19 protein-coding genes are annotated in these 25,806 nt (G+C 54.7%); 6 read left to right on the top strand and 13 right to left on the bottom strand.

The features are described from left to right. Positions 1 to 15: 15 nt before the first annotated feature. The 7 genes from O5O45_RS09035 to O5O45_RS09005 form a co-directional block, all read right to left on the bottom strand. A complete protein-coding gene (locus O5O45_RS09035) occupies positions 16 to 1,602 on the bottom strand; it encodes a dihydrolipoyllysine-residue acetyltransferase (protein ID WP_305904885.1) in 1,587 nt (528 codons plus the stop codon). 10 nt (positions 1,603 to 1,612) lie between these two features. Next, on the bottom strand, positions 1,613 to 2,590 hold the full coding sequence (locus tag O5O45_RS09030; RefSeq protein ID WP_305904884.1) for an alpha-ketoacid dehydrogenase subunit beta: 978 nt from the start codon (positions 2,588 to 2,590) through the stop codon (positions 1,613 to 1,615). After that, positions 2,583 to 3,770 carry a thiamine pyrophosphate-dependent dehydrogenase E1 component subunit alpha gene (locus O5O45_RS09025; RefSeq protein WP_305904883.1) on the bottom strand — a complete coding sequence of 396 codons (1,188 nt, stop codon included), beginning with the start codon at positions 3,768 to 3,770 and terminating at the stop codon, positions 2,583 to 2,585. The genes O5O45_RS09030 and O5O45_RS09025 overlap by 8 nt, the downstream gene beginning before the upstream one ends. Positions 3,771 to 3,991: 221 nt before the next feature. Next, entirely contained in the window at positions 3,992 to 4,900 is a 909-nt protein-coding gene (locus O5O45_RS09020; RefSeq protein WP_305904882.1) for a DMT family transporter, read from the bottom strand. Between the two features lie 87 nt (positions 4,901 to 4,987). Next, positions 4,988 to 6,052, bottom strand: a complete 1,065-nt coding sequence (locus O5O45_RS09015; protein ID WP_305904881.1) for a PLP-dependent cysteine synthase family protein — start codon at positions 6,050 to 6,052, stop codon at positions 4,988 to 4,990. A gap of 55 nt (positions 6,053 to 6,107) precedes the next feature. Continuing rightward, positions 6,108 to 7,493: a Y4yA family PLP-dependent enzyme gene (locus tag O5O45_RS09010; RefSeq protein WP_305904880.1), complete on the bottom strand. Its 1,386-nt coding sequence runs from the start codon at positions 7,491 to 7,493 to the stop codon at positions 6,108 to 6,110. Positions 7,494 to 7,512: 19 nt separating this feature from the next. Continuing rightward, positions 7,513 to 8,655 carry an NAD/NADP octopine/nopaline dehydrogenase family protein gene (locus tag O5O45_RS09005; protein ID WP_305904879.1) on the bottom strand — a complete coding sequence of 381 codons (1,143 nt, stop codon included), beginning with the start codon at positions 8,653 to 8,655 and terminating at the stop codon, positions 7,513 to 7,515. Between the two features lie 553 nt (positions 8,656 to 9,208). On the opposite strand from O5O45_RS09005, the gene O5O45_RS09000 reads away from it, so the two are divergent. The 3 genes from O5O45_RS09000 (at position 9,209) to O5O45_RS08990 (ending at position 14,780) form a co-directional block, all read left to right on the top strand. After that, positions 9,209 to 10,126 (top strand): LysR family transcriptional regulator, encoded by a 918-nt coding sequence (locus tag O5O45_RS09000; protein ID WP_305904878.1) that lies wholly within the window; start codon positions 9,209 to 9,211, stop codon positions 10,124 to 10,126. A 138-nt stretch (positions 10,127 to 10,264) separates the two neighbouring features. After that, on the top strand, positions 10,265 to 10,984 hold the full coding sequence (locus O5O45_RS08995; protein WP_305904877.1) for an SDR family NAD(P)-dependent oxidoreductase: 720 nt from the start codon (positions 10,265 to 10,267) through the stop codon (positions 10,982 to 10,984). 328 nt (positions 10,985 to 11,312) lie between these two features. After that, a complete protein-coding gene (locus O5O45_RS08990) occupies positions 11,313 to 14,780 on the top strand; it encodes a hypothetical protein (protein ID WP_305904876.1) in 3,468 nt (1,155 codons plus the stop codon). 288 nt (positions 14,781 to 15,068) lie between these two features. On the opposite strand, the gene O5O45_RS08985 is transcribed toward O5O45_RS08990, so the two are convergent. Further along, the gene (locus O5O45_RS08985) at positions 15,069 to 16,046 is read right to left on the bottom strand and encodes a calcium/sodium antiporter (RefSeq protein WP_305904875.1); all 978 of its coding nucleotides are present in this window, start codon (positions 16,044 to 16,046) and stop codon (positions 15,069 to 15,071) included. A gap of 463 nt (positions 16,047 to 16,509) precedes the next feature. On the opposite strand from O5O45_RS08985, the gene O5O45_RS08980 reads away from it, so the two are divergent. Genes O5O45_RS08980 through O5O45_RS08970 form a run of 3 tightly spaced genes read left to right on the top strand, consistent with a single transcriptional unit; the run spans position 16,510 to position 20,545 of the window. Further along, positions 16,510 to 17,040: a heme NO-binding domain-containing protein gene (locus tag O5O45_RS08980; protein WP_305904874.1), complete on the top strand. Its 531-nt coding sequence runs from the start codon at positions 16,510 to 16,512 to the stop codon at positions 17,038 to 17,040. Beyond that, positions 17,037 to 19,427 (top strand): ATP-binding protein, encoded by a 2,391-nt coding sequence (locus O5O45_RS08975; RefSeq protein WP_305904873.1) that lies wholly within the window; start codon positions 17,037 to 17,039, stop codon positions 19,425 to 19,427. The genes O5O45_RS08980 and O5O45_RS08975 overlap by 4 nt, the downstream gene beginning before the upstream one ends. After that, a complete protein-coding gene (locus O5O45_RS08970) occupies positions 19,424 to 20,545 on the top strand; it encodes a response regulator (protein WP_305904872.1) in 1,122 nt (373 codons plus the stop codon). The genes O5O45_RS08975 and O5O45_RS08970 overlap by 4 nt, the downstream gene beginning before the upstream one ends. 86 nt (positions 20,546 to 20,631) lie before the next feature. Here the strand turns inward: O5O45_RS08970 and O5O45_RS08965 are convergent, their stop codons facing one another. The 5 genes from O5O45_RS08965 to O5O45_RS08945 are packed head-to-tail and all read right to left on the bottom strand — an operon-like array spanning position 20,632 to position 25,710. Continuing rightward, on the bottom strand, positions 20,632 to 21,741 hold the full coding sequence (locus O5O45_RS08965; protein ID WP_305904871.1) for a protein-glutamate methylesterase/protein-glutamine glutaminase: 1,110 nt from the start codon (positions 21,739 to 21,741) through the stop codon (positions 20,632 to 20,634). Continuing rightward, a complete protein-coding gene (locus O5O45_RS08960) occupies positions 21,738 to 22,697 on the bottom strand; it encodes a chemotaxis protein CheD (protein ID WP_305904870.1) in 960 nt (319 codons plus the stop codon). The genes O5O45_RS08965 and O5O45_RS08960 overlap by 4 nt, the downstream gene beginning before the upstream one ends. Continuing rightward, positions 22,670 to 23,509 carry a CheR family methyltransferase gene (locus O5O45_RS08955; RefSeq protein WP_305904869.1) on the bottom strand — a complete coding sequence of 280 codons (840 nt, stop codon included), beginning with the start codon at positions 23,507 to 23,509 and terminating at the stop codon, positions 22,670 to 22,672. The genes O5O45_RS08960 and O5O45_RS08955 overlap by 28 nt, the downstream gene beginning before the upstream one ends. Then, positions 23,509 to 24,021, bottom strand: a complete 513-nt coding sequence (locus O5O45_RS08950; RefSeq protein ID WP_305904868.1) for a chemotaxis protein CheW — start codon at positions 24,019 to 24,021, stop codon at positions 23,509 to 23,511. Before O5O45_RS08950 ends, O5O45_RS08955 begins: the two co-directional genes overlap by 1 nt. A gap of 30 nt (positions 24,022 to 24,051) precedes the next feature. Next, entirely contained in the window at positions 24,052 to 25,710 is a 1,659-nt protein-coding gene (locus O5O45_RS08945; RefSeq protein WP_305904867.1) for a methyl-accepting chemotaxis protein, read from the bottom strand. Between the last annotated feature and the right edge of the window lie 96 nt (positions 25,711 to 25,806).

The raw sequence follows: 25,806 nt of genomic DNA, 5'->3' as shown, positions 1-25,806 counted from the left end.
ACTCTCGCAGGGTTATCAGCTCAGATGCAGCAACATCGATGTCGGGTCCTGCAGGTAAGATTTCCACATATTGCTGAAACGGGCAATGGTCCCGCCGTCAATAATGCGATGATCGCCGGACCAGCTGATATTCATAATCGAGCGCGCCACCACCGAGCCGTCGCTGTCGAACCTGGGCACGGTCTGGGTTTTGCCCAGCGCCACAATCGCCACCTCCGGCAGGTTGATGATCGGGGACGCATACGTGCCGCCCAACGCGCCAATGTTGGAGATGCTGATGGTGCCGCCCTTAAGGTCTTCCTGACGCACGGAGCCGTCACGGGCCGCATTGGTCAGGCGCTCCACTTCCCGCGCGATGTCGAGAATGCTGCGGCTTTCCACATGCTTGACGTTGGGCACCAGCAGACCGACTTTGGAGTCCACCGCCATACCGATGTTGCAATGAGGCAGATAATGGATTTCCGTGCAGTCCTCATTGACCCGGCTGTTCATGATGGGATGTTTGATCAGCGCCAGCGCCATGGCTTTCATAATGAAAGGCATCAACGTCAGACGCACGCCCGCTTTCTCCGCTTCCGGCTTGAGCTGCTCGCGCAGAGCCAGCAACGCAGTGACGTCGACCTCATCGCCAAAAGTAAATTGCGGAATCGTGGTGGCGGCTTCCACCATGCGCTTAGCCATGACCGCGCGCACGCCGCGAATCGGCTCCACCCGCACTTCGCCGACGCTGGCGGGCGATTCCGGAGCTTTGCTTTGCGCTGGCGCAGAACCGGCCTGCAAGGATTTCTGATATTTATGGACGTCTTCCTTCAACACCCGCCCATGCTTGCCGGAGCCTGGCACGCGATTCAGATCCAGAGACAGCTCCCTGGCCAGACGACGCACAGCCGGGCTGGCGGGGACTTTGACACGCCCTGAGACCTGCGCCGGTTTCTGCGCCGATGACGCCAGACAGGCGGATTTGGAGGCGCTGTCGCCATTCACCTTGGCAGGCGTCGCAACAGGCGCTGCGCCGTCCGCTTCAAAGGAGAAAAGCGGCGTGTGCACTTTCGCGATGTCACCCTTGCCATAGTGCAGCGTCACGATGCGACCAGCGCGAGGCGCAGGAATCTCCACCACCGCCTTATCAGTCATCACGTCAACGACAGGCTGGTCTTCTTCCACATGATCGCCTTCCGCCACTCGCCATTCAACGATCTCACACTCGACAATGCCTTCACCGATATCCGGCAGGATAAAGTCGTCCCCATTTTTCCCAGCAGCCTGAGACGCTGGAGCCGGTTTACTCTCCTCCGCCGGCTTGCTGTCGGGCTGCTTGACCGCCGCCACCGGAGCTGACTCTTCATTAGCCGCTTTCGCAGCGCCCGCCATGTCCACTGCAAACAGAGGGGAATGCACCTTGGCGGTGTCGCCCTCACGGTAATAGAGCTTGGCGACGCGGCCGCTATTGGGCGCAGGAATCTCCACCAAGGCCTTGTCGGTCATAACTTCCGCTACAGGCTGATCTTCCTGAACGAAGTCCCCTTCCTGCACCAGCCATTTGACCAGCTCGCACTCAACTATGCCCTCGCCAATATCGGGCAAAATAAAATCAGTCACCATCTTCGCCCTCCTAGAAGTTCACGCTTTGTTTAATCGCTTCGTAGATCTTCAGATGATCCGGCAGATACTCTTTCTCCAGCACCAGCGGGAAAGGCGTATCCAAACCGGTCACCCTGGCGATGGGCGATTCCAGATAGAGGAAGCAGCGCTCCTGAATGGTGGCGGCGATTTCGCCGGCGAACCCGCCGGTCAAAGGCGCCTCGTGCGAGATGACCAGACGTCCGGTTTTCAGCACCGAATTGACGACGGTGTCCACATCCCAGGGCAGAATAGTCCTTAAATCGATCACTTCGCAGGAGATACCGTCTTTTTCCGCCATCTCCGCCGCCTTTTCGATGTATTCCATCTGCGCGCCCCAGGCCAACAGAGTGATGTCGGAACCTTCCTTCAACACCTCCGCTTTACCCAGGGGCAGTTCGTAATCTTCTTCAGGCACCTCTCCGACGGAAGCGCGATAAATCCGCTTCGGCTCGAAAAACACCACTGGGTTGTCGTCGCGAATAGAGCTGAGCAACAGCCCCTTCGCCTGATAGGGGTTACGCGGAACGACGATTTTCAGGCCCGGCGTATGCGCGAAATAGGCTTCCGGCGACTGTGAGTGATAATGTCCGCCTGAGATGCCGCCGCCGTAGGGCGTACGAATCGTCAAACCGCCGACGTTGAACAGGTTGCCGGAACGATAGCGATATTTGGCGGACTCATTCACGATCTGATCAAAGGCGGGAAAAATGTAATCCGCAAACTGGATTTCCGCCACCGCCACATGGCCTTGGGCCGCTAGTCCGTTGGCGAAGCCGATAATGCCCTGCTCCACCAGCGGTGTGTTGAAGCAGCGGGCGCGGCCGTACTTTTCCTGAAGATGGCTGGTGGCGCGGAAAACGCCGCCGAAAACGCCCACATCTTCACCGAAACAGATTACTTTCTCGTTTTCCGCCATCGCAATGTCGAGGGCGTTGTTGATCGCCTGTAACAGGTTCATCTTAGCCATGCGTCATTCTCCCCGCGCTCTTGGGATACGCGTCCGGATACTTGCGGACATGCATCTTGAGTTTTTCTAATTGTTCATGCAGTTGCGGGGTCACTTCGTCGTAGACGTCCGTCACCAGCGACTCCACCGGTGGCGGCGGCCTCTTCTCGGCGCTCTTCATTGCGTCGAGCACTTCCTGACGCATGCTGTCCTGAAGCTGTTTCTCTTCTTCTTCGGTCCACCATTTTTTCTTGATCATCCAGTTGCGCATGCGCGCAATGGGATCTTTGGCGCGCCAGACGTCTTCTTCTTTCTTGCTGCGATAGCCGGATGGGTCGTCGGAGGAGGAGTGCGCGGCCAGACGATAGGTCATGGCTTCAATTAATACGGGTTCGTTTTCTTCCACCGCGATTTTACGCGCGGCCTGGGTAGCCAGATACACCGCCAGCACATCATTGCCGTCCACGCGGATAGCGCGCATGCTGTAGCCTAACGCCCGAGGCGCAATGCCGTCCGCAGCGAACTGTTCGCTGGAGGGGGTGGAAATAGCGTAGCCGTTGTTGCGGCAGAGGAAGATAACCGGCACTTTGTGTACGGAGGCCATATTCAGGGCGGCGTGGAAGTCCCCTTCAGAAGCGGCGCCTTCGCCAAATACGGTCACTGTGCATAACCCCTTGCCTTCCAGTTTCTGGCCGTAGGCGTAACCGGCGGCCTGAGGAATCTGGGTGGCCAGAGGCGAGGAAATCGTCATGTAATTGAGTTTGGCGGAGCCGTAGTGAATCGGCATTTGCCGGCCCTTGCCATAATCCAGCTCGTTGCCGAACAGCTGGTTCATGAACTCCTCCACCGAGAATCCGCGATAGGCTAAAGCGCCCTGCTCCCGGTATTGAGCCATGATCATGTCCCGATCATCCAAAGCCGCAGCGAAGCCGACTACAGTGCCTTCTTCGCCGGTGGATTGCAGGTAAAAACTGAGACGCCCCTGACGTTGGGCGGCCAACATGCGCTCATCCAATACGCGGGTGAACACCATGGTGCGATAGATCTTCAGGGCTTCTTCCTGATCCATCTCCGGCAGCTTAGCCCCTTTATAGGTCGCGCCATCCTGTTTCAGGACCTGAAAGATGGGAAACTTAAATTCATTTCCCTGAATGAATTCAGGTTTATGAATAACTTCTATTGTTTTTGTTGTTTGACTCATAGGGTCCTCTTCCTGGATACGTTCGGAGGCAAGGCGGGCCCCTTTTGAAGGCTCCGCTCCACTTTCTACTGTAGACGGTAATCCACCCTGAGGATAATAGACTTTAGTGACGTTGACGTAAACGTCAGCATTGAAAAAAAAGCGCGATGAACTCCTCAGTCATTGCCAAAAAAGTCAGCAAAATCATCGGTTTTCCCGGATCCCTGAGACCCGGGGCGCGATCAGGAGGCTTTGGCGTCGTAGGTTTTGCCCCGCCGCAGGGTCCGTGGAAACGGTAGTTTCATTCCGTTTTTCACTGACACCATGAGCACCGACAGGAAGATCACTCCCGTTCCCAGGATCGTGTACAGGTCCGGTGTTTCATCAAAAAACGCCCAGCCGATCAGGTAAGCCATCGGCAAAGAGAGGTAGCTGATGTGGGCGGCGATGGCGGCGCTGCCGATACGCAGACCGACAATCCAGAAATAACTGTACACCGAGCCCAGCACAGCGATCAGGCCGATAAAGGAAAAGTCTTTCAACGATACCGGCGCCCAGTCCGCCACCGCCATGGGGCCGGACATCAGAATCGTCAGAATCGCCAGCCAGAACATCAGGCTGATGGGACTCTCCTGCGAACCGTATTTCTTCGTACCGATATGCAACAGGGCGAAGCCCAGCGCACCGGCGAAGGGATAGATGATTTCCAGAGGCGCGAATTCGCCGCTGGGTCGGGCGATCAGCAAAACGCCGATAAAGCCGACAAGGGTCGCCAGCCAGTGTCCCGGCGCCACTTTCTCTTTCAGCCAAAGCGCGGAGATCGGCACAATAAAAAGAGGCTCGGCGAAAAAAATCGTCACCACCACCGCCAGCGGCAAGTTGGCGAGGGAGTAAAACAACAGAAAAGAGGCGACGCAATTGAGCACGCCGCGCATCAAATGCGCCTTCGGCGACTTCCAGACGAAGATGCCTGCGCCTTCTTTTACCGCCATGGGTATCAAAAGCAGCGCCGCGAAGCACCACCTCAGAAACAGCAGCTGCCATGTATCGACGTCTTCCCCCACCTGTTTAACGAAAGCATCCATCCCTGTACCCGCGACGACAGCGATAAAAACAAACGTCATGGCTTTGCTATTGTGTGTGTTTTCCATTTTGGTGTCCCTGTTTTTTATTCACGGTCGACCGCTCGGCGTTCACCCCCTTGTAAACGCCCAAAACCGCATCGCGTCAGGCCTGCGTCAGAGGCACAGGCTCGCCGCCCTGGCGTCCGCTTCAGCCCGGGTCTTGTTGACTCGCCCGGGAAAAGCCGGCGTCAGCCAGCGATTTAACTCCTGATGCACGCGCGGTTCGAACAGTCCCCTCTCGCTCATCCACTCATCATTGAATATTGTCGGCAGGTATTTTTCTCCTCCGTCACAGACGATGCAGACCATCGTCCCGCTTCCGCTCAGGTTCTGGGCGATTTTGACGCTCTGATACACCGCGCCTCCCGCTGAACCGCCAATCAACAACCCGCGCTGACGCGCCAGGTAACGACAGGTTTCAAACGCCTCCGCGTCCGTCACCTGATAACCGTAATCCACCAATTCCCGACGAAATGCTGCGCCAATGGCATCGCCGGGCGGCACGCCGGTGCCGGACTGGTAGTAAGGCCCGCCTTCCTTGCGAAACACCACTGACCCCACCGGCTCCACGCCGAAAATACGAATGTCGGAGCGATACCTCTTCAATTCCGAGGCCACGCCGGTGATGGAGCCGCCCGTACCAACGCAGGCCACCAGCGCGTCAATGCCGCCATCTGTGTCGCGAATCAGCTCATGAGCCAGGGTGCCGGAATAACCGCCTGGGTTCGCCAGGTTGTTGGACTGATCCATAAAACAGGCGCCCTCGATTTCACTGGCCAGACGCGCCGCCGTCAGTTCTCTTTCCACCGTCGCCACTTCATCATCGGCGTAATCGCCTTTGACGATATGTACTTCTCCGCCGTAGGCCTTCACCGCCATGACTTTCTCAGCGGCGGCGTGATGATCCATCACAGCGATAAAGCGAAAGCCCATTTCCGCGGCCAGTAACGCCAATCCCGTCGCGGTGTTGCCGGAAGACGATTCCACGATGACGCCACCCGGCTGCAAACGGCCCTCACGCACCGCCGCTTCGATCATGCTGCGGGCCATGCGGTCCTTCATACTCATGCCGGGGTTGAACTTTTCCAGCTTCAGCAGCAATTTCCAGGAGCAGTCCCGCAAAGGCAGCTCCAGTAGAGGGGTTTCGCCGATTAATTCCGACACTTTTGTTTTAATCATGTTCATTCCTTATTCGTTATATATCAGTGCTTTCCAGTCCTGATTGCGAAACTGCTCAGAACGACTCATCCAATCGCCATGACCAATCGCCCAGCCCTCCTTCATGGACGTCGGTTGCGATTATTGCAAGTTTTTGCGGTGTCGGCGCACGGTGAAAACGGGTCTCCATGAGATCCATCTGATAACCGGCGGTGTTCACAAAGGCCAGACAATCTCCCGGTTGCGGCAGATTCTTGAAAGGAATCCATCTCTTCGTCAGCACGTCCGACTCCAGGCAGCTACCGCCTGCGATATAGGCGACGCCAGCATCGCCCTGACCTGCGCCAATCACGATCGGGTCCACCAGAAACTCCGAATGGAACCAGGTTTCACAGGAGCTGAAGCTGAAGCCGTCAACAACGATGACATGCTTGCCCGCTCCCAAACATTTGACGCCTTTGACGCGAAACAACGTCGCTCCAGCCTGATCCACCAAGGCGCGCCCCGGCTCCACGTACAGGGATACGCTTTCTTGACGCAAACGCTCGCGATTGCCGCAGGCGGTCACAATGTCCTCCAGCGCCTCGTCTTTGACGCGAGGGGACCAGTAAGGATAGAAATCCTCCGGGGTACGACCGTCGATATAGTAATGAGAGCCGTTGTACCCCTGAAACGCCTCCCAATCGCCTCGGGAGATATAGCGGGTCGGGAAGCCCCCGCCTATGTTGACGCTGTGAGCGTCAAAGCCCAGTTCGCGAAAGTAGCGGATCATTTCAATAGACACCGCCAGCGCCTCGGCCCGTTGACGGATAGAGTAGCCGCCCAGATGAAAGGCGACGCCTTCCAGCGTCAACTGATCCCGATACGGCTTCAGTGCGCCCACCAGCGTCCTCAGCGTCTCACTGTTCATACCAAAGCGGCTGGCGCCGACATCGCCGTTCCAGCGCACCTTGATGCGGGTCTTACCGCCTTTGTGAGACGCTAGTAGCAACTCTTGCAGGCCCTCGAATTCTTCCGCAGAGTCAATGGCGACGACCGCCCCATTCTTGACTCCCAGCTCGACAAAGTCAGGGCTTTTGAACGCGCCGGACAGCGAGCATTTAGCGCCCTCCACGCCCGCCGCCAGCGCATCCTGCAGCTCGAACAGGCTGGAGACGTCCGCTCCCGCGCCATTGATCGCAACGGACTTGAGAAAGCTGTTGCAGCGATTAACCTTCATCGCATACAACACATCGCCACGGATATCGGCGTTAGCGTAGACCCGCCGAAAGCGGTAAAGGTTTTCTTCAAAAATCTGTGGAAACATCAGATGCACGGGCGAACCATGGGCATCCATCAACGCATCCAAACGAGCGCGTCCGCAGTCCAGCACCCTTTGCGTCAGAGGATGCGTCAGCGGCGCCAGGAACGGCGCAGCCCCACCCCTCACGCCGCCTTGTCGGCATGATTTAATTGTCACCATTACTTCCCGGCTCCTTTGGTTAACGCACCAACGCCATAGAGCGTTGCGGCCAACCCGAGGGGAAATAACGCGTGATGTTGTCTTCAAAGCCCCCGCAGTATTCATAAGCCCAATCACGAATTTCAGCGAGCATGGGGGTATGGACGTTCAGCCTTCTGGCGACCTCCAGAAAGAAGTCCATGCCGTAAGGCACATCTTCCGTGAAGATGCGGTGGCGACGATTGACTTCAAAGCCGCCTTCGCACGTCAGCATGGGAATCTTGATACCGGCGTACGCCGGGTTGGTGCGGAAGGTGGAATGCAGCGTGCGCGGATCGGTGATCTGTCTGCCGTATATTTTCACGATGTCCTCGTGCAGCGGCAGAGCAAACGGGAAATCGGAGCGATACACCTCTTTCAGCGCCGCCAGTATGGCCTGCTGCTCTTCGTCGCATTTCTTAATCAAGTAGGCGGCGAACTCGGTAAGATCTTCATAGAAGTTCAGGCGTTCCTTGAAGGGCTTGCCATCCCACTGCGAATAGGGGCCCACCAGGGAATACAGAATCGGCAAGTGTTCGATAGGGTTGCCGGCGCAGGCGCTTAGTTCGATATAGTGCTCCGCCCGGCTGGCCGGCTGATAGAATAGTTTTTCCAGAGCTTTCTTGGCCAGCTCCACCTTGATGTGCGTCGGATTGGAGATGGCGTAGAACAGCTCCTTCTTGAATCCGAGAATGCTGACGCTCTGGCCGGGCACGAGATGCGACGCCATCACCGGCGTGTCCTTAATGCCCCAGGCATAAACATTGGAGCGTCGGCCAATGTGATAGTCCACCATCCAGTCGAAAGCGCCCCAGCCGGGAATCGCGCACAGCTGCACGACCTTGTCTTCAGAAATCAGATTAGCGATTTGCGCCAGAACGCGGGGGCGATCGTTGGCGGGATTGGTGATAAAAATCAGATCCGCCTGCGGTATGACTTCAACGGGATTGTCGGTCACCCGCACCGGCTTGGCGTGCAGATCCTCTCCATAGGGGGTGGATACGACAATCTGGCCATTGGCGCCCAGTCTTTCGTTTATCTCCTGGGCTTTCCGGGTCAGCATCGAAACTTCCTGCCCTCGTGAGGCGAAGATACCCAGAAGAGCGTGGGCTTGTTGGCCCCCGCCAATGATTACGATATTCATATTGCGAACTTCCTTTCCATTACTTCTTGACTTGGAACACTGGTTTGTCAGGTCAAACGCGTTACCTTACGCTTTGCGTTGCTGCGTTATATCGCTCTGAGCCGGGTCCTGCAATTGCCTGCAACATCCGGGTTTGCGGCGGGCTTTCCATGTGCGCCCCTGGCTTGGGCGTCGTACGCTGGAAAATCATTGGATGAATGTCGGGGTTGGACGCCCGTTGTATCACAAGCCTCCAAACCACCGTCCACGTAACCTGCGACAATCGAGCGGGGGGTGGACGGAAAGTTGAAATACCAAGCCGGTCAGGAGGAAAACCTCCATCAACGGCATGACGACACACCTATCCGGCCGACAGTCCGCCTCTCACTGCGCCAGTCAAATCGCCGCATTCCGAGAACAAAACCTGTCGCCGCGAACAGTGACAACCTTGTCAATACCATGCAAAAAGCAACGTTACAATTTGTTTTTATTTGGAAAAAGATATTTTAATCGACTCAAAAAAGTAAATTGATTATATTGCACATCGCTGTGATATTTTTTCCAGGAGGGATGTATGAGGAGTAACTCACGGCCTTCATTAAAAGCCTTGGAAGTTTTTGAAGCAGTCGCCCGCCATCAGAGTTTTTCTAAAGCCTCGGAAGAACTGTGCATCAACCACAGCGGGGTCAGCAAGCATATCAAAGCCTTGGAGCTGCATTTCGAAAAGCGGTTGCTGGTGAGAAACAACAAGCAAGTGCAACTGACTGACAGCGGCCAGCGTCTGTGGGAGCAACTCACTCAGGCCTTTGAGATCATTCGCGGCGCCTGCGGCATCCCTCACGAAAAGAATTTTATCGAAATCAAAGTGCCGGTCACTTTCGCCATCCGTTGGATGTTGCCGCGTCTCAGCCGCATTCGCGAGGAAACCGAGCTTAACCTGAAAGTCACTACCGCCTGGCGCCATTCCGTCGACTTTCTAAAAGAACACTACGATATGGGCATCATCTTTTGCGACGATCCGTCCGAGGAGTTCTTTTACGAGGAAAATCTGGTCGCGGTGTGCTCCAAAGACTACCACGAGCAGTTACAGGGCCTGTCTGATCAGGAAATACTGAATCAGGCGAACTTTATCAGTCCCAACCCTTCCATGTCCGACTGGGAATTGTATTTCTCCCACATCGGCCTGTCCGGCGCGCAGATCAGCGCAGATCGTATGCTGATCATGGACTCCATGGAATCCGCTATCACCGCCGCCGTAAAATTCAGCGGCGTCGCCATCACCGATGTGCTGTACGTGCAGAATGAACTGGCCGGCGGACAATTGATCAACGTGTTTTCCCGAACCGTAAAGACCGGCCTGGGCTACAAACTTACCTGCGTCCCCTCGTTACGGGACAGCCGGGAGTATGAAACGCTGCAGGAATGGATTACCCGCGAGGCCAACAGTCAGCCCACGCGCATCATGAGCAAAGAGGCCGTCACAGCGGAATAGCTGTTACAACGGTCTCTTACCCTCCTCGCCTTTTCAACGCTCGCCATCACCGCGCTATTCCGCCTCAACTGAACTTTTCCGTCATCCTCGGCGTATCTTTCCCAGTCTTCTCCTTTGCCATGGATAAATACGCTCGTCATGACTCAAAACTGCATTGTTATTGTGGGAGCCTCCGGCGCGATCGGCGCCGCACTGACCCATCGATTCGCCAGCGCGCCCAACGCCCAAGTGTTTGCATTCTCCCGTTCGCCCAAAACCTGGGAACAGATCAACATCGAAGCGGGACGTCTGGATTTCAGCGATGAGGATTCGATTCGACAAGCCGCGAAATTCGTCGCGGAGACGGGGCCTGTCGATAGAGTGATCGTGACGGCGGGCCTCCTGCACACGCAGACTATGCGACCCGAGAAGGCGCTGAAAGAGCTAGAGAGCGCAAACTTTGAAGCCTGCTTTCTCGCCAACACCATTGGCCCGATGCTGGTCGCCAAACATTTTCTCGGCGCGTTAAGCCATCAGCGCCCAGCAGTTTTCGCCGCCTTATCCGCCAGAGTCGGCAGCATTTCCGATAACCGTTTAGGCGGCTGGTACGCTTATCGCAGCTCAAAAGCCGCCCTGAATATGGCTCTCAAAACCGCCAGCATCGAAATGGCGCGCCGCAACAAGCAGGCGATTGTGGTCGGCCTGCACCCCGGCACCGTCGCCAGCGCTCTCTCCGCCCCTTTTTTGGAACGCGTCCCACCACAGCAGCTTTTTACGCCGGACCAGGCCGCGGGCCATCTCATGAATGTCATCGAAGGATTGCGTCCGGAAGACACCGGTAAACTGTTCGCCTGGGACGGTAGTGAGATTCCGTTTTGAGGTTTTCTAAAAACTTAAACAAAGGACAAGAGACTACACTCTGTAGCCTGTAGTTAAAGGAGAGCCCTTGGGAATCTTTAATTACTTGGTCGTTAGAGTGAGTGGCTTTACAGGCCAAAATGCCGCCACACTTCTATCCCTTTCTTATCATTTCGAGTGTTAAACCTTCCACCAACTACCAACTCTCTCAAGAGCATTCTTGCTTAGCATTTTCGTCCATGTCTCAAATTTGAACACATAGAGCCCAATTCAAGTTGTATTTCCACCCAAAAAAACAATACAATCCGCCCTTTTTTGTAGCCGACCTGTAAAGATGGGGAGTGATGTCATGGCCCAGTGGAAAAGCATCCTGTTGGGAGTGTTAGTTTGTCTGGTTTCTAGTCTTACCGCTTGTGGCGGTGGCGGTGGTAACGACGCTTCTTCTCCTGTTGATACAACAGAACCGACCACACCCCCTCCTGAATTACCTCAAGTAATAGAATATATCGGTGTGAAATCTCACTCCAACGTAAATCCCGATAATGCCAACGCATTTCTGGCAGCCCAGAATCAGGCTTTTAAACTTCTTGCGGGATTCACGTCTGATTACCTACCCCTACTGGTCGCAAGCCGTGGCATAGGCATACCCACATTAAACGATAGCTGTGTCACAGGATCGCTCATACTCAAGCCTTCCAGTGAGAATGGACGGAGTACATATGTTTTCGATACCTGTGTTATCGGGGGTTACACTTTGGATGGCGCGGTCTCAATGGCTGACAACACATCTCTAACTCACAGTATGACATTAATAGAGTTCTACAATCTGCACATTAGCAATAACAACACCGATCAAACAGTAGCCGGGAAAGCGCAAATGGATCTGGCTGCAGATTACTCAATCCAGTCGGGCAATATAAATCTAACTATTCGGGATAAGCGTCGCGGAATTGATATTCAGTTAGATGATGCAGACATTGTGGCCATTAATAACGGCAGGCTAGGTGCGCAAAATGGGAAGTTGTTCCTTTCATCGTTAGGTTTCCTAACTTTGGCGGCTGAAAATGATGTATTTACCATGAAAGGATCTAATAATATTAAGGTTGGCCTGCGCCATGGTTTAAATGGCAGCTCCCCTTCTCAGCCTTATTTCCAGCTTGCTATAGAGAACTCACCTGGATCAGGTTTCACATTCGGAAACCTATATAAAGATGAGATAACATTCAATACAGTTGAGTCTGATGATTGGATTAATACGGTGGAGATTGCTTTTGCAGACAAAAATGATTCAGAAAATTTAGTTTTAAATGCTCAAGTTAACTCTGCCGCACCATCTTTATATGCATATAAATGGACTATTCTCGATCAGCCTGAAGGATCCGACATAAAAATAGAGAATGAAGGTAATATTTTTAAATTCCTTCCAGTGCTACCTGGTTACTATAAGATTTCTGTCTCCGTTACAAAAGGAGGAGTAGTAACATCAGAATACATAGATTTTAGAACAGACATAAGCCAACATGACTTTGTTGTTGAACACCCTAAGTCAGTAGTCTACGGTGAATTATTTCAAGCAACTATTCGCCCTGTTGATGATAAGTCTGGCCCATATCAGTACGAGCTGATTTCTGGCCCAGAGGGAATGACTGTTGATAAAGATGGAGGAATTCGTTGGGTTGCTACTGGGAGTATTAACTTTGGCTCCACCTCAACGTATTTTGTTCACATTTCTGCAAAATCCAGTTCTCAATCGAGTGAACAGGTTTTTAGCTTTGACGTCATTGACAACAAAAATCCTCAACCGAAAGTCGTCCCATATAGCGGCGTTTATCTTAACACCTTATATCAGTTAGACCATGATGATTATTTGGAAGGGATAGCCCGAGCTGGAAACGGAATAGATATTTTCGAAGTAAGGGCAGATGGCATAAGATGGCAGTTACTAAACCCTTTTGCATTAATTCCTGATATAACTGTTCTCGACTTTGCTGTTCAAGATGTCAATGGTGATGGTATTGGAGAGATCCTTATATCTAGTTTCAATGAAATAATTGCTTATAACCTTGATGCTCAGAAAATTATTTTACAGCACAATTTCGATACTTCTGGCTGCCACCAAATAGACTGGTCAGGAGACTTATCTTCTGATCAATCTCGCAAAGGCATTCTTGTTAGACAAAGGAAGTCCTGCTCCGGGGATGAAATGTGGAAAATCTCTCGATTCATCATGCTTGACGCTAATACGCTGGATGTAATTTGGCGAAGTGACTACAATTCTTTCGGTGTTGATGTGGATGTTTTAAATGTAGACAGCGACCCTGAAAAGGAAATTATCACATCTGAGGGCTTTGTTCTGTCAACTTGGGATGGCGGGGAGAAACTCCATTATGAGGAAGGCTTCAACAGAGGGTTCCATGATTATGGCCTTATAGATAGTGATGGTGATGATAAGTATGAGGTAGCGACTACAGATGGCTCTCGCCTTTATTTGTTAGGGCTGGATGGAGAGCTATCAGAGCGATATATCTCCTTCCCTTATTCATTCCCTTTATCTGCTCCCTCAGCAGTGGATTGGAATAGAGATGGAATACAGGATATTTTAATGGCCCTTGAGACTAAGCCTCGATTTTATGATATTTCAGGAGGCTCAAGCGTCCTTCTAGAAGAACTTCAATTCGATTTCTACCCTAGGCCATTATGGTATACAGTTTCTTCCACTAAGGACCTAGACGGAGATAGTTATGATGATTTTATATTCTCTTCTGGGAACATCATTTATTTTTCCTCATTAAATGAAGCCAGAGCACTTAAATTTGATTATCCCATATTCGACGATAGTGATCGTAACGCCAAGGTTCAATTCGTATCAATGAAACCAGGTCAAGCCCCCTCTCTCGCCTTTTTAGATAAAACCAACTACTCTAATTTTGACATCTACTCTTATCAATTTAATGAAAGTCAATTTACTAAAATTTCATCACAAACAACCTCACATGCCTACCCTGATAGAGTTGCCTACTCTGACATAGATAGTGATGGCTACCCAGAAGTACTTTTCGGTGGACATTATTCTGATGGATCGAAACTGGGTATTCTCGACACGGCTACTCAAGAGCTAATTTTTAGCGAAAGAATCGACAACTTCTCCACTAATGGAAAATACGGCTTCATTATTGCGGACATTACTGGTGATGGAAAGAAAGATATACTAGCAAAAACAAGTCCATTAAAACTCATTAATGGAAGTACTCTTACCCTAGTGAGCGAGTCATCATTAAAAGAGAGCGACTTATGGCTAGATGGGACAGCTGAAGCTTTCTTTGTTTCAACTAAAAATGGTAAACGGTTGATTATTCAGTCCAGAAAGCATGTTAGCACTTGGAGATGGAACGATAGTGAGCTTGAGATGCTAAATCAAATCTCTCTTCGTGATTACAGTGATAGTGATATTTATTTGATTGGTGCGATAGATCTTGACCTTGATGGGTTTGAAGAAATCATTGCTCGGAATGACAACACCACTTATATATTTAACTCCAGTTTTGACCAAATGAAAAAAGTTAACCCCATCCCTAATAATGGTATCTTTATGTCTCAGTCCAATGGACAGGCACTATACTTAGCCTTAAACCCCTACTGCGATAAGTGTGCGGGGAAGGTAATCGCCTATGATGTAGCGACAGGGAACGAAGTATGGCGATCTCCAGAACTTGCCATAGATAACTATACTTCCAGTTTGGATAGCTACGCAGTTGGAGAAAAGGGACAGGGCCAATTGGTAATTAGGTCTACTGCTAAAGTGATGGTTACCCAGTAAGTAAGTCATGAGCTTACACCGATCCATGCAGGCACCATCTGACAGCGCTTGTTAGCTAAAGCGCTGTCAGACTAGTCCTCTCCGACGTCGTCTAAGGGACAGTTCCGTGAGAATCAATTTCCAGGAAGATTCCCCGGCAGATCTTACGCTAGCTCTGACGTCCCGTTTCTTCAAGTAGCTCCAACCAACTTCGTGGAGCTTATTCACCCTCTTAGCTTTAAAACGCACGCAACATGGAGTTATGAGCCAGGCGCCAGGAACCCCACCCCAACGCCCTCTTCGATCTGATTAGGCAGCGGCCACCACGGTGTAGCCGAGGTAGCTGGTGTAAGCGATGTACACTGCGAGCAGAATGCCGCCTTCGACGCGGTTGATGCGGCCTTGTTTGCCTTTGAAGCCGTAGCCCATGACGAACAGCGCCAGGGTGAGGGCGGCCATCAAGGCCCAGTCGCGATACAGGACTTCCGGCTGTACTGCCAGAGGATGAATAGCCGCAGCGATGCCGACAACGGTGAGAGTGTTGAACAGATTAGAGCCGATGACGTTGCCGATGGCGAGATCATGCTCCCCTTTACGGATCGCCGCCAGCGACGAGGCCAGCTCTGGCAGCGAGGTGCCGATGGCCACGACTGTCAGCCCGATGATCAGGTCGCTGACGCCCAGACTCTGCGCTACAGTGACCGCGCCCCACACCAGAATGCGCGAGCTGACGATCAACAGAACCAAACCGGCGACCAGCCAGAATATGGCGTTTTTCAGCGGCATCGGGTGCGCGATCATTTCGTCGTCCACTTCAGACGCCAGCGCATCGGAGCGCTGTTGCATGCCTTCGCGAATGGTCCAGCCCATCAGGCCAGCGAACACCACCAGCAGAATCGCCGCATCCACGCGGGTCAGGTCGCCGTCCCATAACAAGCCTGCGGATAACAGTGTGATAGCCGCCAGAATCGGCAGTTCTTTGCGCAATACCTGCGAGTGCACGGCAATGGGACTGATTATCGCCACCAGGCCCAGAATCAAAGCAATGTTGGTGATGTTGGAGCCGTAGCCGTTACCCAGCGCCAGACCGGGGTTGCCCTCCGACGCCGCCAGCGCCGACACCACCATTTCCGGCGCGGATGTGCCGAACCCCACGATCACCATCCCTATCAACAGGGGCGGCATGCCTCCATGCTTCGCCGTCGCGGCGGCGCCCTCCACAAATCGATCCGCGCTCCAAACCAGCAACGCCAGGCCGGCGACAATAGCAAGCAATGCAAGCATCATGCGATCACCTCGCAATTAACGGAATTCGGCGCATGCGCCTTGAGAATCAGCGGATTCCATGGAACGGAACCGGCGTCATAAAGAGCAAGTAGTTTCATCATATGCAGCCTCTGGGGTGGAAGGATAAACGCCAAGACGCACGAAAAGCATCCACCCCTGGGTGCTTTTCGTGCGTCTTAGGTCTCATCAATCCTGGGAGGGACACGACCGCCACGGACTTTGCGTCCGGAGACTGTTGACGACCGTCCCGGCTGTCGCCGGGAGACTACTCCCCTAAGAGTGGGCGAATCCTAGCAAACTCCGTTCATGGGGACAACCGAAAGCTTCCAGCGCAGCCGCCCCAACCGCCGAAGCCCTTGCGCCCCGCGGCTTCCGCTGCATTAACAATCGCTCAGGTTGCGTTGCATTGCCCACCTTCACTGCTACAATTCTGATAACGGACCTGCTCAGGAAGAGAAGCAAGATGAAAGGCATCGTTTTCACCGAATTTCTGCAACTGGTGGAGGATAAATTCGGGCTTGAGGAAGTCGACGCCCTTATTGAGGAATCCGGCGTATCAGGGATATACACCTCCGTAGGCACCTACGACCATAACGAAATGGTCGAACTGCTGAAAACGCTTAGCGCCCGTCACGACGCACCCATTCCTGACTTGCTGAAAACCTTCGGCGAACATCTCTTCGGCCGCTTCTATGTCCTGTATCCGCAGTTTTTCAAGGACATCCACGGCTCTTTCGACTTCCTCAGCAAAATCGACGTTTATATCCATCAGGAAGTACAGAAGCTCTATCCGGACGCGGAACTGCCGCGTTTCGACTGCACCCAGCCGCAGCCCGACAAGCTGTTCCTGCTCTATTATTCAACCCGACACCTGGAAGATCTGGCGGAAGGGTTGATACGGGGCGCGCTCGCCCACTTCAATGACGGAGTCGTATTAAGTCAGCGAACCGAGGAAAAGGACCATATCACCTTTGAGCTGAATAAAATCCAATGACCAAGATCGCCGTACTTGAACGCGCTCTCGCCCGGGAGCGCGCCGCCCGTCATCAGGCGGAGCAATTGCTGGAGCTGAAGGCCAGCGAACTGTATGAAAGCCACCTGTTGCTGGAGGATGCGCTGCAGAAAACCGCTGGCATGGTGCACTCCCTGGGCGATATGGTCAAAGACCGCACCAAAAAGCTGGAAGAGGCGCGGGATGAGGCCATGGCGGCCAACAAAGCCAAAAGCCTGTTTATCGCCAATATGAGCCATGAAATCCGCACGCCCCTGAACGGGGTGATCGGCATGCTGCAGGCCATGATGCAAGGCGAACTGTCCCGTGAACAAAAAGCGCGCGCCAAAACCGCCTTCACCTCCGGCAAACTATTGCTGACAGTCATCAATGACCTGCTGGATTTCTCCAAGCTGGAGGCGGATAAGGTCAACCTGGAACGCATTCCCTTCTCGCTTGGTCGTCTGCTGGACAGTTGTCTGCCGGTCGTGTGCAGCCAAGCGTCCGATAAAGGGCTCACTTTGACGCTGACTCTGGCCGCCCATCTGCCGGATCAGATCATGGGAGACCCGACCCGACTCAAGCAGATCATCTGCAATCTGCTGTCCAACGCCGTGAAGTTCACCAAGCAGGGAGAAGTGTCGTTGTACTGTTACCCGGTGGAGGACCGCCTCATGTTCGGCGTGGCGGACACGGGCGTCGGCATTCCCGCAGATCGGCAGCAGCAGATTTTCGAGCCGTTCAGTCAGGCGGACGACTCTCATACCCGGCGCTACGGCGGCACTGGGCTGGGCCTGTCCATCAGCTCCCGGCTGGTGGAAGCCATGGGCGGTCGTCTGCAGGTGCGCAGCGAACCCGGCGTTGGAGCCGACTTCTACTTCTCCCTGCCTTATCTCTCCCTGTCTATTGACGGATCGACCCGGGAGCCGCCGCCGGCGCCCTGGGCGGACAAACCTATTCTATTGTTAGCGGAGGAATCCATTGCCCCGTTCCTTAAGCGAGGTCTGCGTGAGCTCGGCGTGGATATACTGGCTCCGTCCAGCTCCACGGAAGAAGCTCTGAAAGCCTTGGAAAGCGCCTACCGCCCCTTCGACCTGATGTTGGTTCACCAACAGCCGCCGCCGCAAGAAATCCTGGCCTGGCTACGTAACAAACACGGCGACCAGATTCCGACCGCCGTGCGGGTATTCGGCGTCCAGGTGGACCTGGAAAGCGGGGAAGCTCTGTACTCCAAAATACGCTCGCCCATTCGTCCTCATGATTTGTTCGTCCTGCTGCAAAACCATTACGTGGGCGAAAACTGTCGCCCCTGTTGCCTGGATGACCATGACGACGATGACAACGAGCAAAGCTGGTGGTTCGGCGGCTCCAAGGTGCTGCTGGCGGAGGACAACGTGGTCAATCAGGAAGTGGCCATCGACCTGCTCAGCTCCGTCGGCGTCAAGCCGGACGTGGTGGACAACGGTCTGTCCGCCGTTCACGCCGTACAGGGCAAAGACTACGACCTCATTCTGATGGATGTTCAGATGCCTGAGCTAAACGGACTCGACGCCACTCGCGCCATCCGCGCTTTGGGCGGACGCTATCAGGAGATCCCTATTCTGGCGATGACCGCTCACGCGCAGCAAAGCGATCGCGATCTGAGTCGTGACGCAGGCATGAACGGCCATATCGTCAAACCATTCGCCGCGGAGGAACTGTTCGAGACCCTGGGCCATTGGCTGCGCAGTAAAACCCCAGCGCCCGCGGCGCGAGAGAACGCCAATGCCGCGCCAGCCGGCGGTCACGATATCCCTTCTCTGCCCGGCCTCAATATCACAGAAGCCTTACAGCGCCTGGGAGGGCGGTGGTCGCTGTTCCAGCGCATTCTCAGCGGCTTTTATGAAAAGTGGTCAGACACGCCAGAAGAACTGCGAATCCTGGTGGAGCAGAACGCGCTGGGAGAAATCGCCATTATCACTCACGGCCTCAAAGGCAGCGGCGCGACCATTGGCGCCGAGGCCCTGGGCAAAGCCGCCGGCGCGGTGGAAAGCGCCGCCCGCGCTGGAGACCAGAGCCAAACCCGCGACCTGATAGCGCCGCTATTGAAAGCGCTGGAGGAAGTATTGACCGGGCTGTCCCGCCTGGAAAAAAACGAGTCCGCCCCCGCGCCCTCGACGCTCAGCAAAGAGCGACGTCCATTACTGCCCCAGTTGCTGCAGCTAAGAGACTATCTGGAAAGCGATCTGGGACAGGCGCAGAAATCCCTCGCCCAACTGCGCGCCACTATCAGTGATCCGCCTCAGCTCCGAGCGTTATCGGAGTTGGAGGAGGCGTTGTTTCAATTCGATATCGAGCTGGCTCAAACCCACTTATCCCAACTTATTCAGACTCAGGGTGAACCACAATGAGCGACGAAAAGCCCCATGTGATGATCGTCGACGATTCTCCGAATGATCTGCACTTCCTGCTGGAGAACCTGAAAGACGATTATGCCGTGCAAGCCGCCACCAGCGCCGCCAAAGCGTTGCAGATGGCGGAGAAGGATCCAAAGCTGGACGTAGTGCTGCTGGACGTGACCATGCCGGAAATGGACGGCTACGAATGTTGCCGGCGCCTGAAAGCGAATCCCGTCACGCAGCATATGGAAGTCATCTTCGTCTCCGCTCACGATACGGTGGAGGAAAAGCTGGCGGGATACGACGCCGGCGGCCGCGATTATTTGATCAAACCCACGCAGCCGGACGTGCTGCGCAAGAAAGTGCGTCTGGCGATCCAGCAAATGCAGCAGGCGAAAGCGGGCCAGGAAGCCCAGCAGGCGGCCATGTCCACCGCGATGACCGCCATCACCGTGGCGGGCGAGCAAGGGATTATTCTGGAATTTCTACGCCGTAGTATGAAGGTTGACACCCTGGCGGATCTGGCGGGCCTGATCATCGAGAAACTGGAGGAATTTGATTTGCAGGGCACTGTGCAAATCAATTTAGAGAACGACAAAATCAGCCACAGCAGCAAAGGCTTCGTCTCTCCCCTGGAGTCTGAGCTGCTGCTTAAAGTCAAAGATCAGGATCAGCGGCTGCTGGAGTTCAATAAACGCTTGCTGGTCAACATTCCCCCCTTCTCCCTGCTGGTGCCCAAAATGCCGGACGACGAAGAGAAGAAAGGTCGCGCCCGCGACAACCTGTTACTGCTATTGGAGTGCGCCGAGTTCCGTCGCCAGGGGCTGGAGAACCAGATATTGATCGACTTGGTGGAAGGCGTGTTGCTGGACAGCCGCAAAGCGTTGAAAGACATCAACCATGTCCGTGAACGTCAGCACAAAACAGCGTTCCAAGTATTAGAGCAGACCCTGGACGAGCTGGTGATGGCCTACGACAGTCTCGCGTTGCTGGAAAGCCAGGAGGAAACTCTGACCAAAGTGGTGCGCACAGGGCTGGAGCGCACCTTCAGAACCTACGAGGAAGTAACCGGGCTGGATGATCAGTTACGGGCCATCATCCACCGCATGGAAAATTTCCGGGGGTCGTAACCACGCCCCTGCTTTGACGCCTCGCTGCCCGTTTGGGCGTCGTCGGCCGTGAGCATGGCGACGTCGCCGCAGCGGCGTATTGCGCGCTACCCCCGCTGGGCGCTGGTGGTGAGAGACGCCCCCATATCCAGAATGCACTGAGGTATACGATCCAGGGAAATTTCCCGGGCCACCGCGCCTATTTTCGCCGCCTCCTTGGGCATACCGTAAACAATGCAGGAACGCTCATCCTGGCCGATAGTCAAGGAGCCGGCGTTGCGCATCTCCAGCAAGCCTTTGGCGCCGTCATCTCCCATGCCGGTCATGATGACCCCCAAGGCGTTGCGGCCTGCCGCCTGAGCCACTGAACGGAACAGCACGTCCACGGATGGCCGATGACGATTCACCGGCGGCCCGGACATGATCTCCACAAAATACTGCGCGCCATTACGCCGCAACAGCATATGCTTGCCGCCGGGGGCGATCAATGCGCGTCCCGGCGCTACCCGAACGCCGCTTTCCGCCTCCAGGATTTCCAGCTCGCAGATGCTGTTCAGGCGTTCCGCGAAAGCCGCTGTGAATTTTTCCGGCATGTGTTGCACGATCACGATACCGGGACAATTACGGGGCAGTCGCGTCAGCACATACTCCAGCGCCTGGGTGCCGCCGGTAGAGGTTCCCAGCGCGACGATTTTATTTGTAGAGGCCATGGCGCCGCTGGAGCGTAAAGGTATCACCGCATCCGCGGAGAGTTTGGTGGGGCTCGCCACAGTCTGCGCCGGCGCGCTGGTCGCGGTCGGCATATTGCGCATATTGGCTTTCGCCGCCGCCTTGATCTCCATGATCAACTGTCCGGCGGCGCTCTCCAGGTATTCCTTCACGCCGACAGTAGGTTTGGCCACCACCGCCACTGCGCCAGCGGCCAGCGCTTTCATGCTGGTCTGCGCGCCTTTACTGGTCAGACTGGAGCACATCACTACCGGCGTGGGTCGCTCCGTCATCAGTTTTTTCAGGAAAGTGATGCCGTCCATGCGGGGCATTTCCACATCCAGGACGATCACATCGGGCCACTGCTTGCTCATCTTCGATTGCGCGAAAATGGGGTCCGCCGCCGCGCCGATCACTTCGATATTTTTATCCCGCTCCAGCACTTGCTGCAGCACCTGCCTGACCACTGCCGAGTCATCCACCAGCATGACCTTGATCTTAGTGTTCATTGGCTTCCCTTCCTCAGCCACACATCGCCGCTCCAGACATCGAACACCAGATTGCGATGCGCCCGACCGCCCAGGTCTTCTCCGACTAATCGAAACCCATGTTGTTTAAGCAGGCGATACGCCGCTTCGATATTTTGTTTACTCACGTTGATTGAGGACCCTTCCAGCATAGAGCTGCCTCCGAATATTTTCACTTCATACTCCTGCGGCCGCGTACGCTCTTTCTTTAAGGCGCCCACCAGTAATTGCATCGCCTCATCCGCATAGCGACCGTCCAGCCCCTGGTTGGGCGCTGCGCCGTTACGTTGCGGAAGCATGTAATGACACATGCCTCCCAGGCGCTTTGTGGGATGCCATAACACCACCGCCACGCAGGAGCCCAGCAGCGTCTTCATGCGGGTGTCCGCGTCGGAGAAATACCATTCCCCCGGATCCAGATAGACTTCCAGAATGTCCTGCGGCGCCTTGCCGGCGTCGATCATGCTGGGGGCGTCTTTCTGAATCCAAACGTCTCCGTTCCAGATATCGAATACCAGATTGCCGCTGCCGTTATGATCCAGCGCCAGCTTGAAGCCAAAGTCATGCAGCAGTCTGCCCGCCTCTTTCGCCGTCTTGTCCGCCTCGGCTCCGTCAAAGACGAACAGTTTCGCCTCAAAGCAGCGAGGCGGCGCGCCGGCGCGCACCATTTCCAGTTGCAGCAGACTCAGCGCCGCATCCGCATAGGCGGCGCTCAGCGTTCGTCCAGTGGGCTCGCCAGGGTCCATGCGCACTTTCTTGAAATGGCAAATTCCCCCGAGTTTCAATTGAGGGTGCCACAAGGTGATGATTCCCCCTTCCCCGAGCAGGCTGCGAATGCGCGTGTCGGCCTCCGCCAGATACAACTCCCCCGCATCAAGGAATATCTCAAGGGGCTCCTCCGGCTTGGTCGTTACGGTTTGCGGTACACGGCGGGACATATTTGCTCAAGCTGCTCTGTCACGCCATTCAGGCTTTCCGATCGACCGATGAACAAGTGACCGCCTTTGTGCAAATGTTGTATCAACTTGGCGATCAGCTGACGCTTGGTGTCCGCCTGAAAATAGATCATGACATTGCGTAAAAAAATCACGTCGAACTGCCCCACATTAGGCAGCGTGGCGTTTAAGTTAAGATTTCTGAATTGCACAACCCCGCGCAATTTTTTGTCCACCAACAGATTGCCATCCTCCGGCCCCACCCCTTTCAGGCAATAGCGCTTAAGGTAATTCGGCGGCATATGCTGCGCCCGCTGCAAGGAATAGCATCCGCGTTTAGCGTGGGTGAGCACATCGGTGGAGATATCCGTAGCCAGAATTTCCCAGCTCGTCCGACCCAGCGCGTCATCCAGCAGCATGGCGATGCTGTAGGGCTCCTCACCCGTGGAGCAGGCCGCGCTCCACACCCGAAACGCCCGCCCCCGCGCGCGCTGGGGCAGAATATGCCGCTGCATGTAGTCAAAATGCTGAGGTTCGCGAAAGAAATAGGTTTCGTTGGTGGTCAACAGATTCAGCGCTATCTGGCGCTCTTGCGCATCGACGTCGATCAGCCTCAGATATTCGCCATAGCTTTGCAGATTATGCGCTTGCAGACGTTTGGCAAGGCGCCCCGTGACCAGATTCTTCTTGGCGTCGGTCAGAAAGATGCCCGCCGCGTCATGCACGAAGCGTTTGATGATGGCGAACTCCCTGTCGCCGATCCGGTAAAGTTCAGACTTCGGCGCAACGCCTCCACTGGCGACGGTTTTGACCATCAGGCCACGCTCTCCTGCAAGGCCTCCGCCAGGTTAGTGATTTCATCCACGGACATTACCCGGTCAATATCCATGACGATCACGAAACGATCGTCGGCCTTCCACATGCCCTGAATGAAATCCACCCGGATCTTGGCGCCGAACGCGGGGGGCGGCTGAATGTTGGCGATGGGGATATCAATGACCGCGCTCACGCTGTCTACGATCACGCCCATGTCCTGGTTCTCTTCCCCGGAGCCAACTTCCACAATGATAATGCAGGTGCGCCGGGTCACCTCCCTTTCGGCTTTGCCGAAGCGACAACCTAAATCGATCACCGGCACTACCCGGCCGCGCAGATTGATCACCCCGCGAATGAAGTTCGGCAAGGTGGGAATCTGGGTGATGCCGCCATACTCGATGATTTCCTTCACCCCCAGCAGGGGAATCGCGTACATGTCCCCGCTCTGCATAAACGTGAGGTACTGTTCACTATCCGCAGGCTGAGCGCTTGCTTCCAATGCCTGAGTCATATCTGCCTCCTTCCAGGCAAGGGTTTCCGGTTAAAAACGGATGAAATGCGCTTCGTCCGGCTCCGGCGCTTCCGCCGCCGGCTTGTTGACCACCCGCAAGGGCTTGACCTTGGCGGTTTTCTTGGGCGCCGTTTCTCGCGGAACAACCGCCCGCGCAGCGCTTCTGGGGCTGCTGTCGCCCAGTTTGAAAAACGCCATGATGTGCTGCAGTTGCTGGGCCTGGCTGCTCAATTCTTCCGCGGTCGCCGCCAGCTCTTCACTGGAGGAGGCGTTGCTTTGCGTCACCTGACTGACCTGAGTCATGGCGGTATTGACCTGAGCCACACCGCTGGCCTGTTCGGAACTGGCGGCGGCGATCTCCTGCACCAGACTGGCGGTTTTCACAATGGAAGGAACCAACTCATCCAGCAAAGTGCCCGCCCGCTCTGCGCGGTCAACGCTATTGTCGGCCAGATTGCTGATTTCCTGCGCGGCGGTCTGGCTGCGTTCCGCCAGCTTGCGCACTTCCGCCGCTACTACGGCGAAGCCTTTGCCGTGTTCTCCCGCCCGCGCCGCTTCAATGGCGGCGTTCAAGGCCAGCAAGTTGGTCTGATAAGCGATGTCGTCAATAATTTTGATTTTGCCGGCGATGTCGCGCATGGCGGTGACTGTCGCCTGCACCGCCTGTCCGCCTTCCTGCGCTTCCTGGGAGGACTTGGTGGCGATGTCCTCGGTGACTTGCGCGTTTTCGGTATTCTGCGAAATGCTGGCGTTCATCTGCTCCATGGACGCCGTTGTTTCCTCAACGCTGGCCGCCTGTTCGCTGGCGGCCTGGGACAGTGATTGCGCCGTGGAGCTGACTTCTTCACTGGCGGAGGACAAATTATCTGCGGAGCTGCGCACATCGCTGATGATGTCGGTGAATTTCTCCACCATTTGCGACATGGCCGCCAGGACCTGCCCGGTTTCATCCCGGCTGTCGACATTGACGCTTACGTTTAAATCGCCTTCAGATAAACGATAAGCCACATCCGCCGCGTGACCGAGAGGACGTGAGATGGCGCGAGAGATAATAAAGCCCAACAGCAGCCCCAATACCGCGGCGACGCCGATGACCGCCATCATTACCGCTTTGCTGGTGGCGTAGAGCTCATCGTTGGATTTGGAAGTGGACTCCGCATTTTTTTCAATCACCTTCACCAGCTCAGTCATCAGGCTATCCAGGGCATCTGCTTTGGGGCGCAATGTCGTCATGGCGAAATCAACAGATTCGCGATTGGACATAAGGCTTTCCTGTCTGACGATGTTCAACAGACGGTCCCGCAACGGAGTGAATTCCTGATACGCGCGGTCGAGGTCTTTATACAAACGTTTCGATTCTTCCGTTTCAGCAATGCTTTTGGAGATACTCAACTCCGTTTGCATGGCGGAGTCGAACTCCTGCACTGCGCGCATGAAGGCTTCGCGTTCCTCCATGGTGCTGGCCAGCATCAGGTTGCGCAAAGCGCGGCTTTGGTTAAGAAGCTGGATATTGGCTTCCTTGACGTGAGAGATTCCCAATGTGTCACGTTGATACATTTTGGTGTCGGACTCGTTGATTTTTCCCATGTTGGAGATTCCGAGATACCCCACCACCGTCATCAACGCGAGCATTAGTAGAAATGAGCCTATCAGCTTTACGGAGACTTTCAGATTATTAAACCAACCCATGATCCCTCTCCCATGTTTCCAGTGTTTCTCTCTATGTGGTACTGGCTTTGTTACAGGCTTTTAGTCAATGAATTCGTCACATTGCTTATGCAATCC

This window comes from Hahella sp. HNIBRBA332 (genome assembly GCF_030719035.1).
GTDB lineage: Bacteria > Pseudomonadota > Gammaproteobacteria > Pseudomonadales > Oleiphilaceae > Hahella.
Note: the sequence above shows the minus strand (reverse complement) of the source record. Positions and strands in the feature narration are given on the sequence as shown.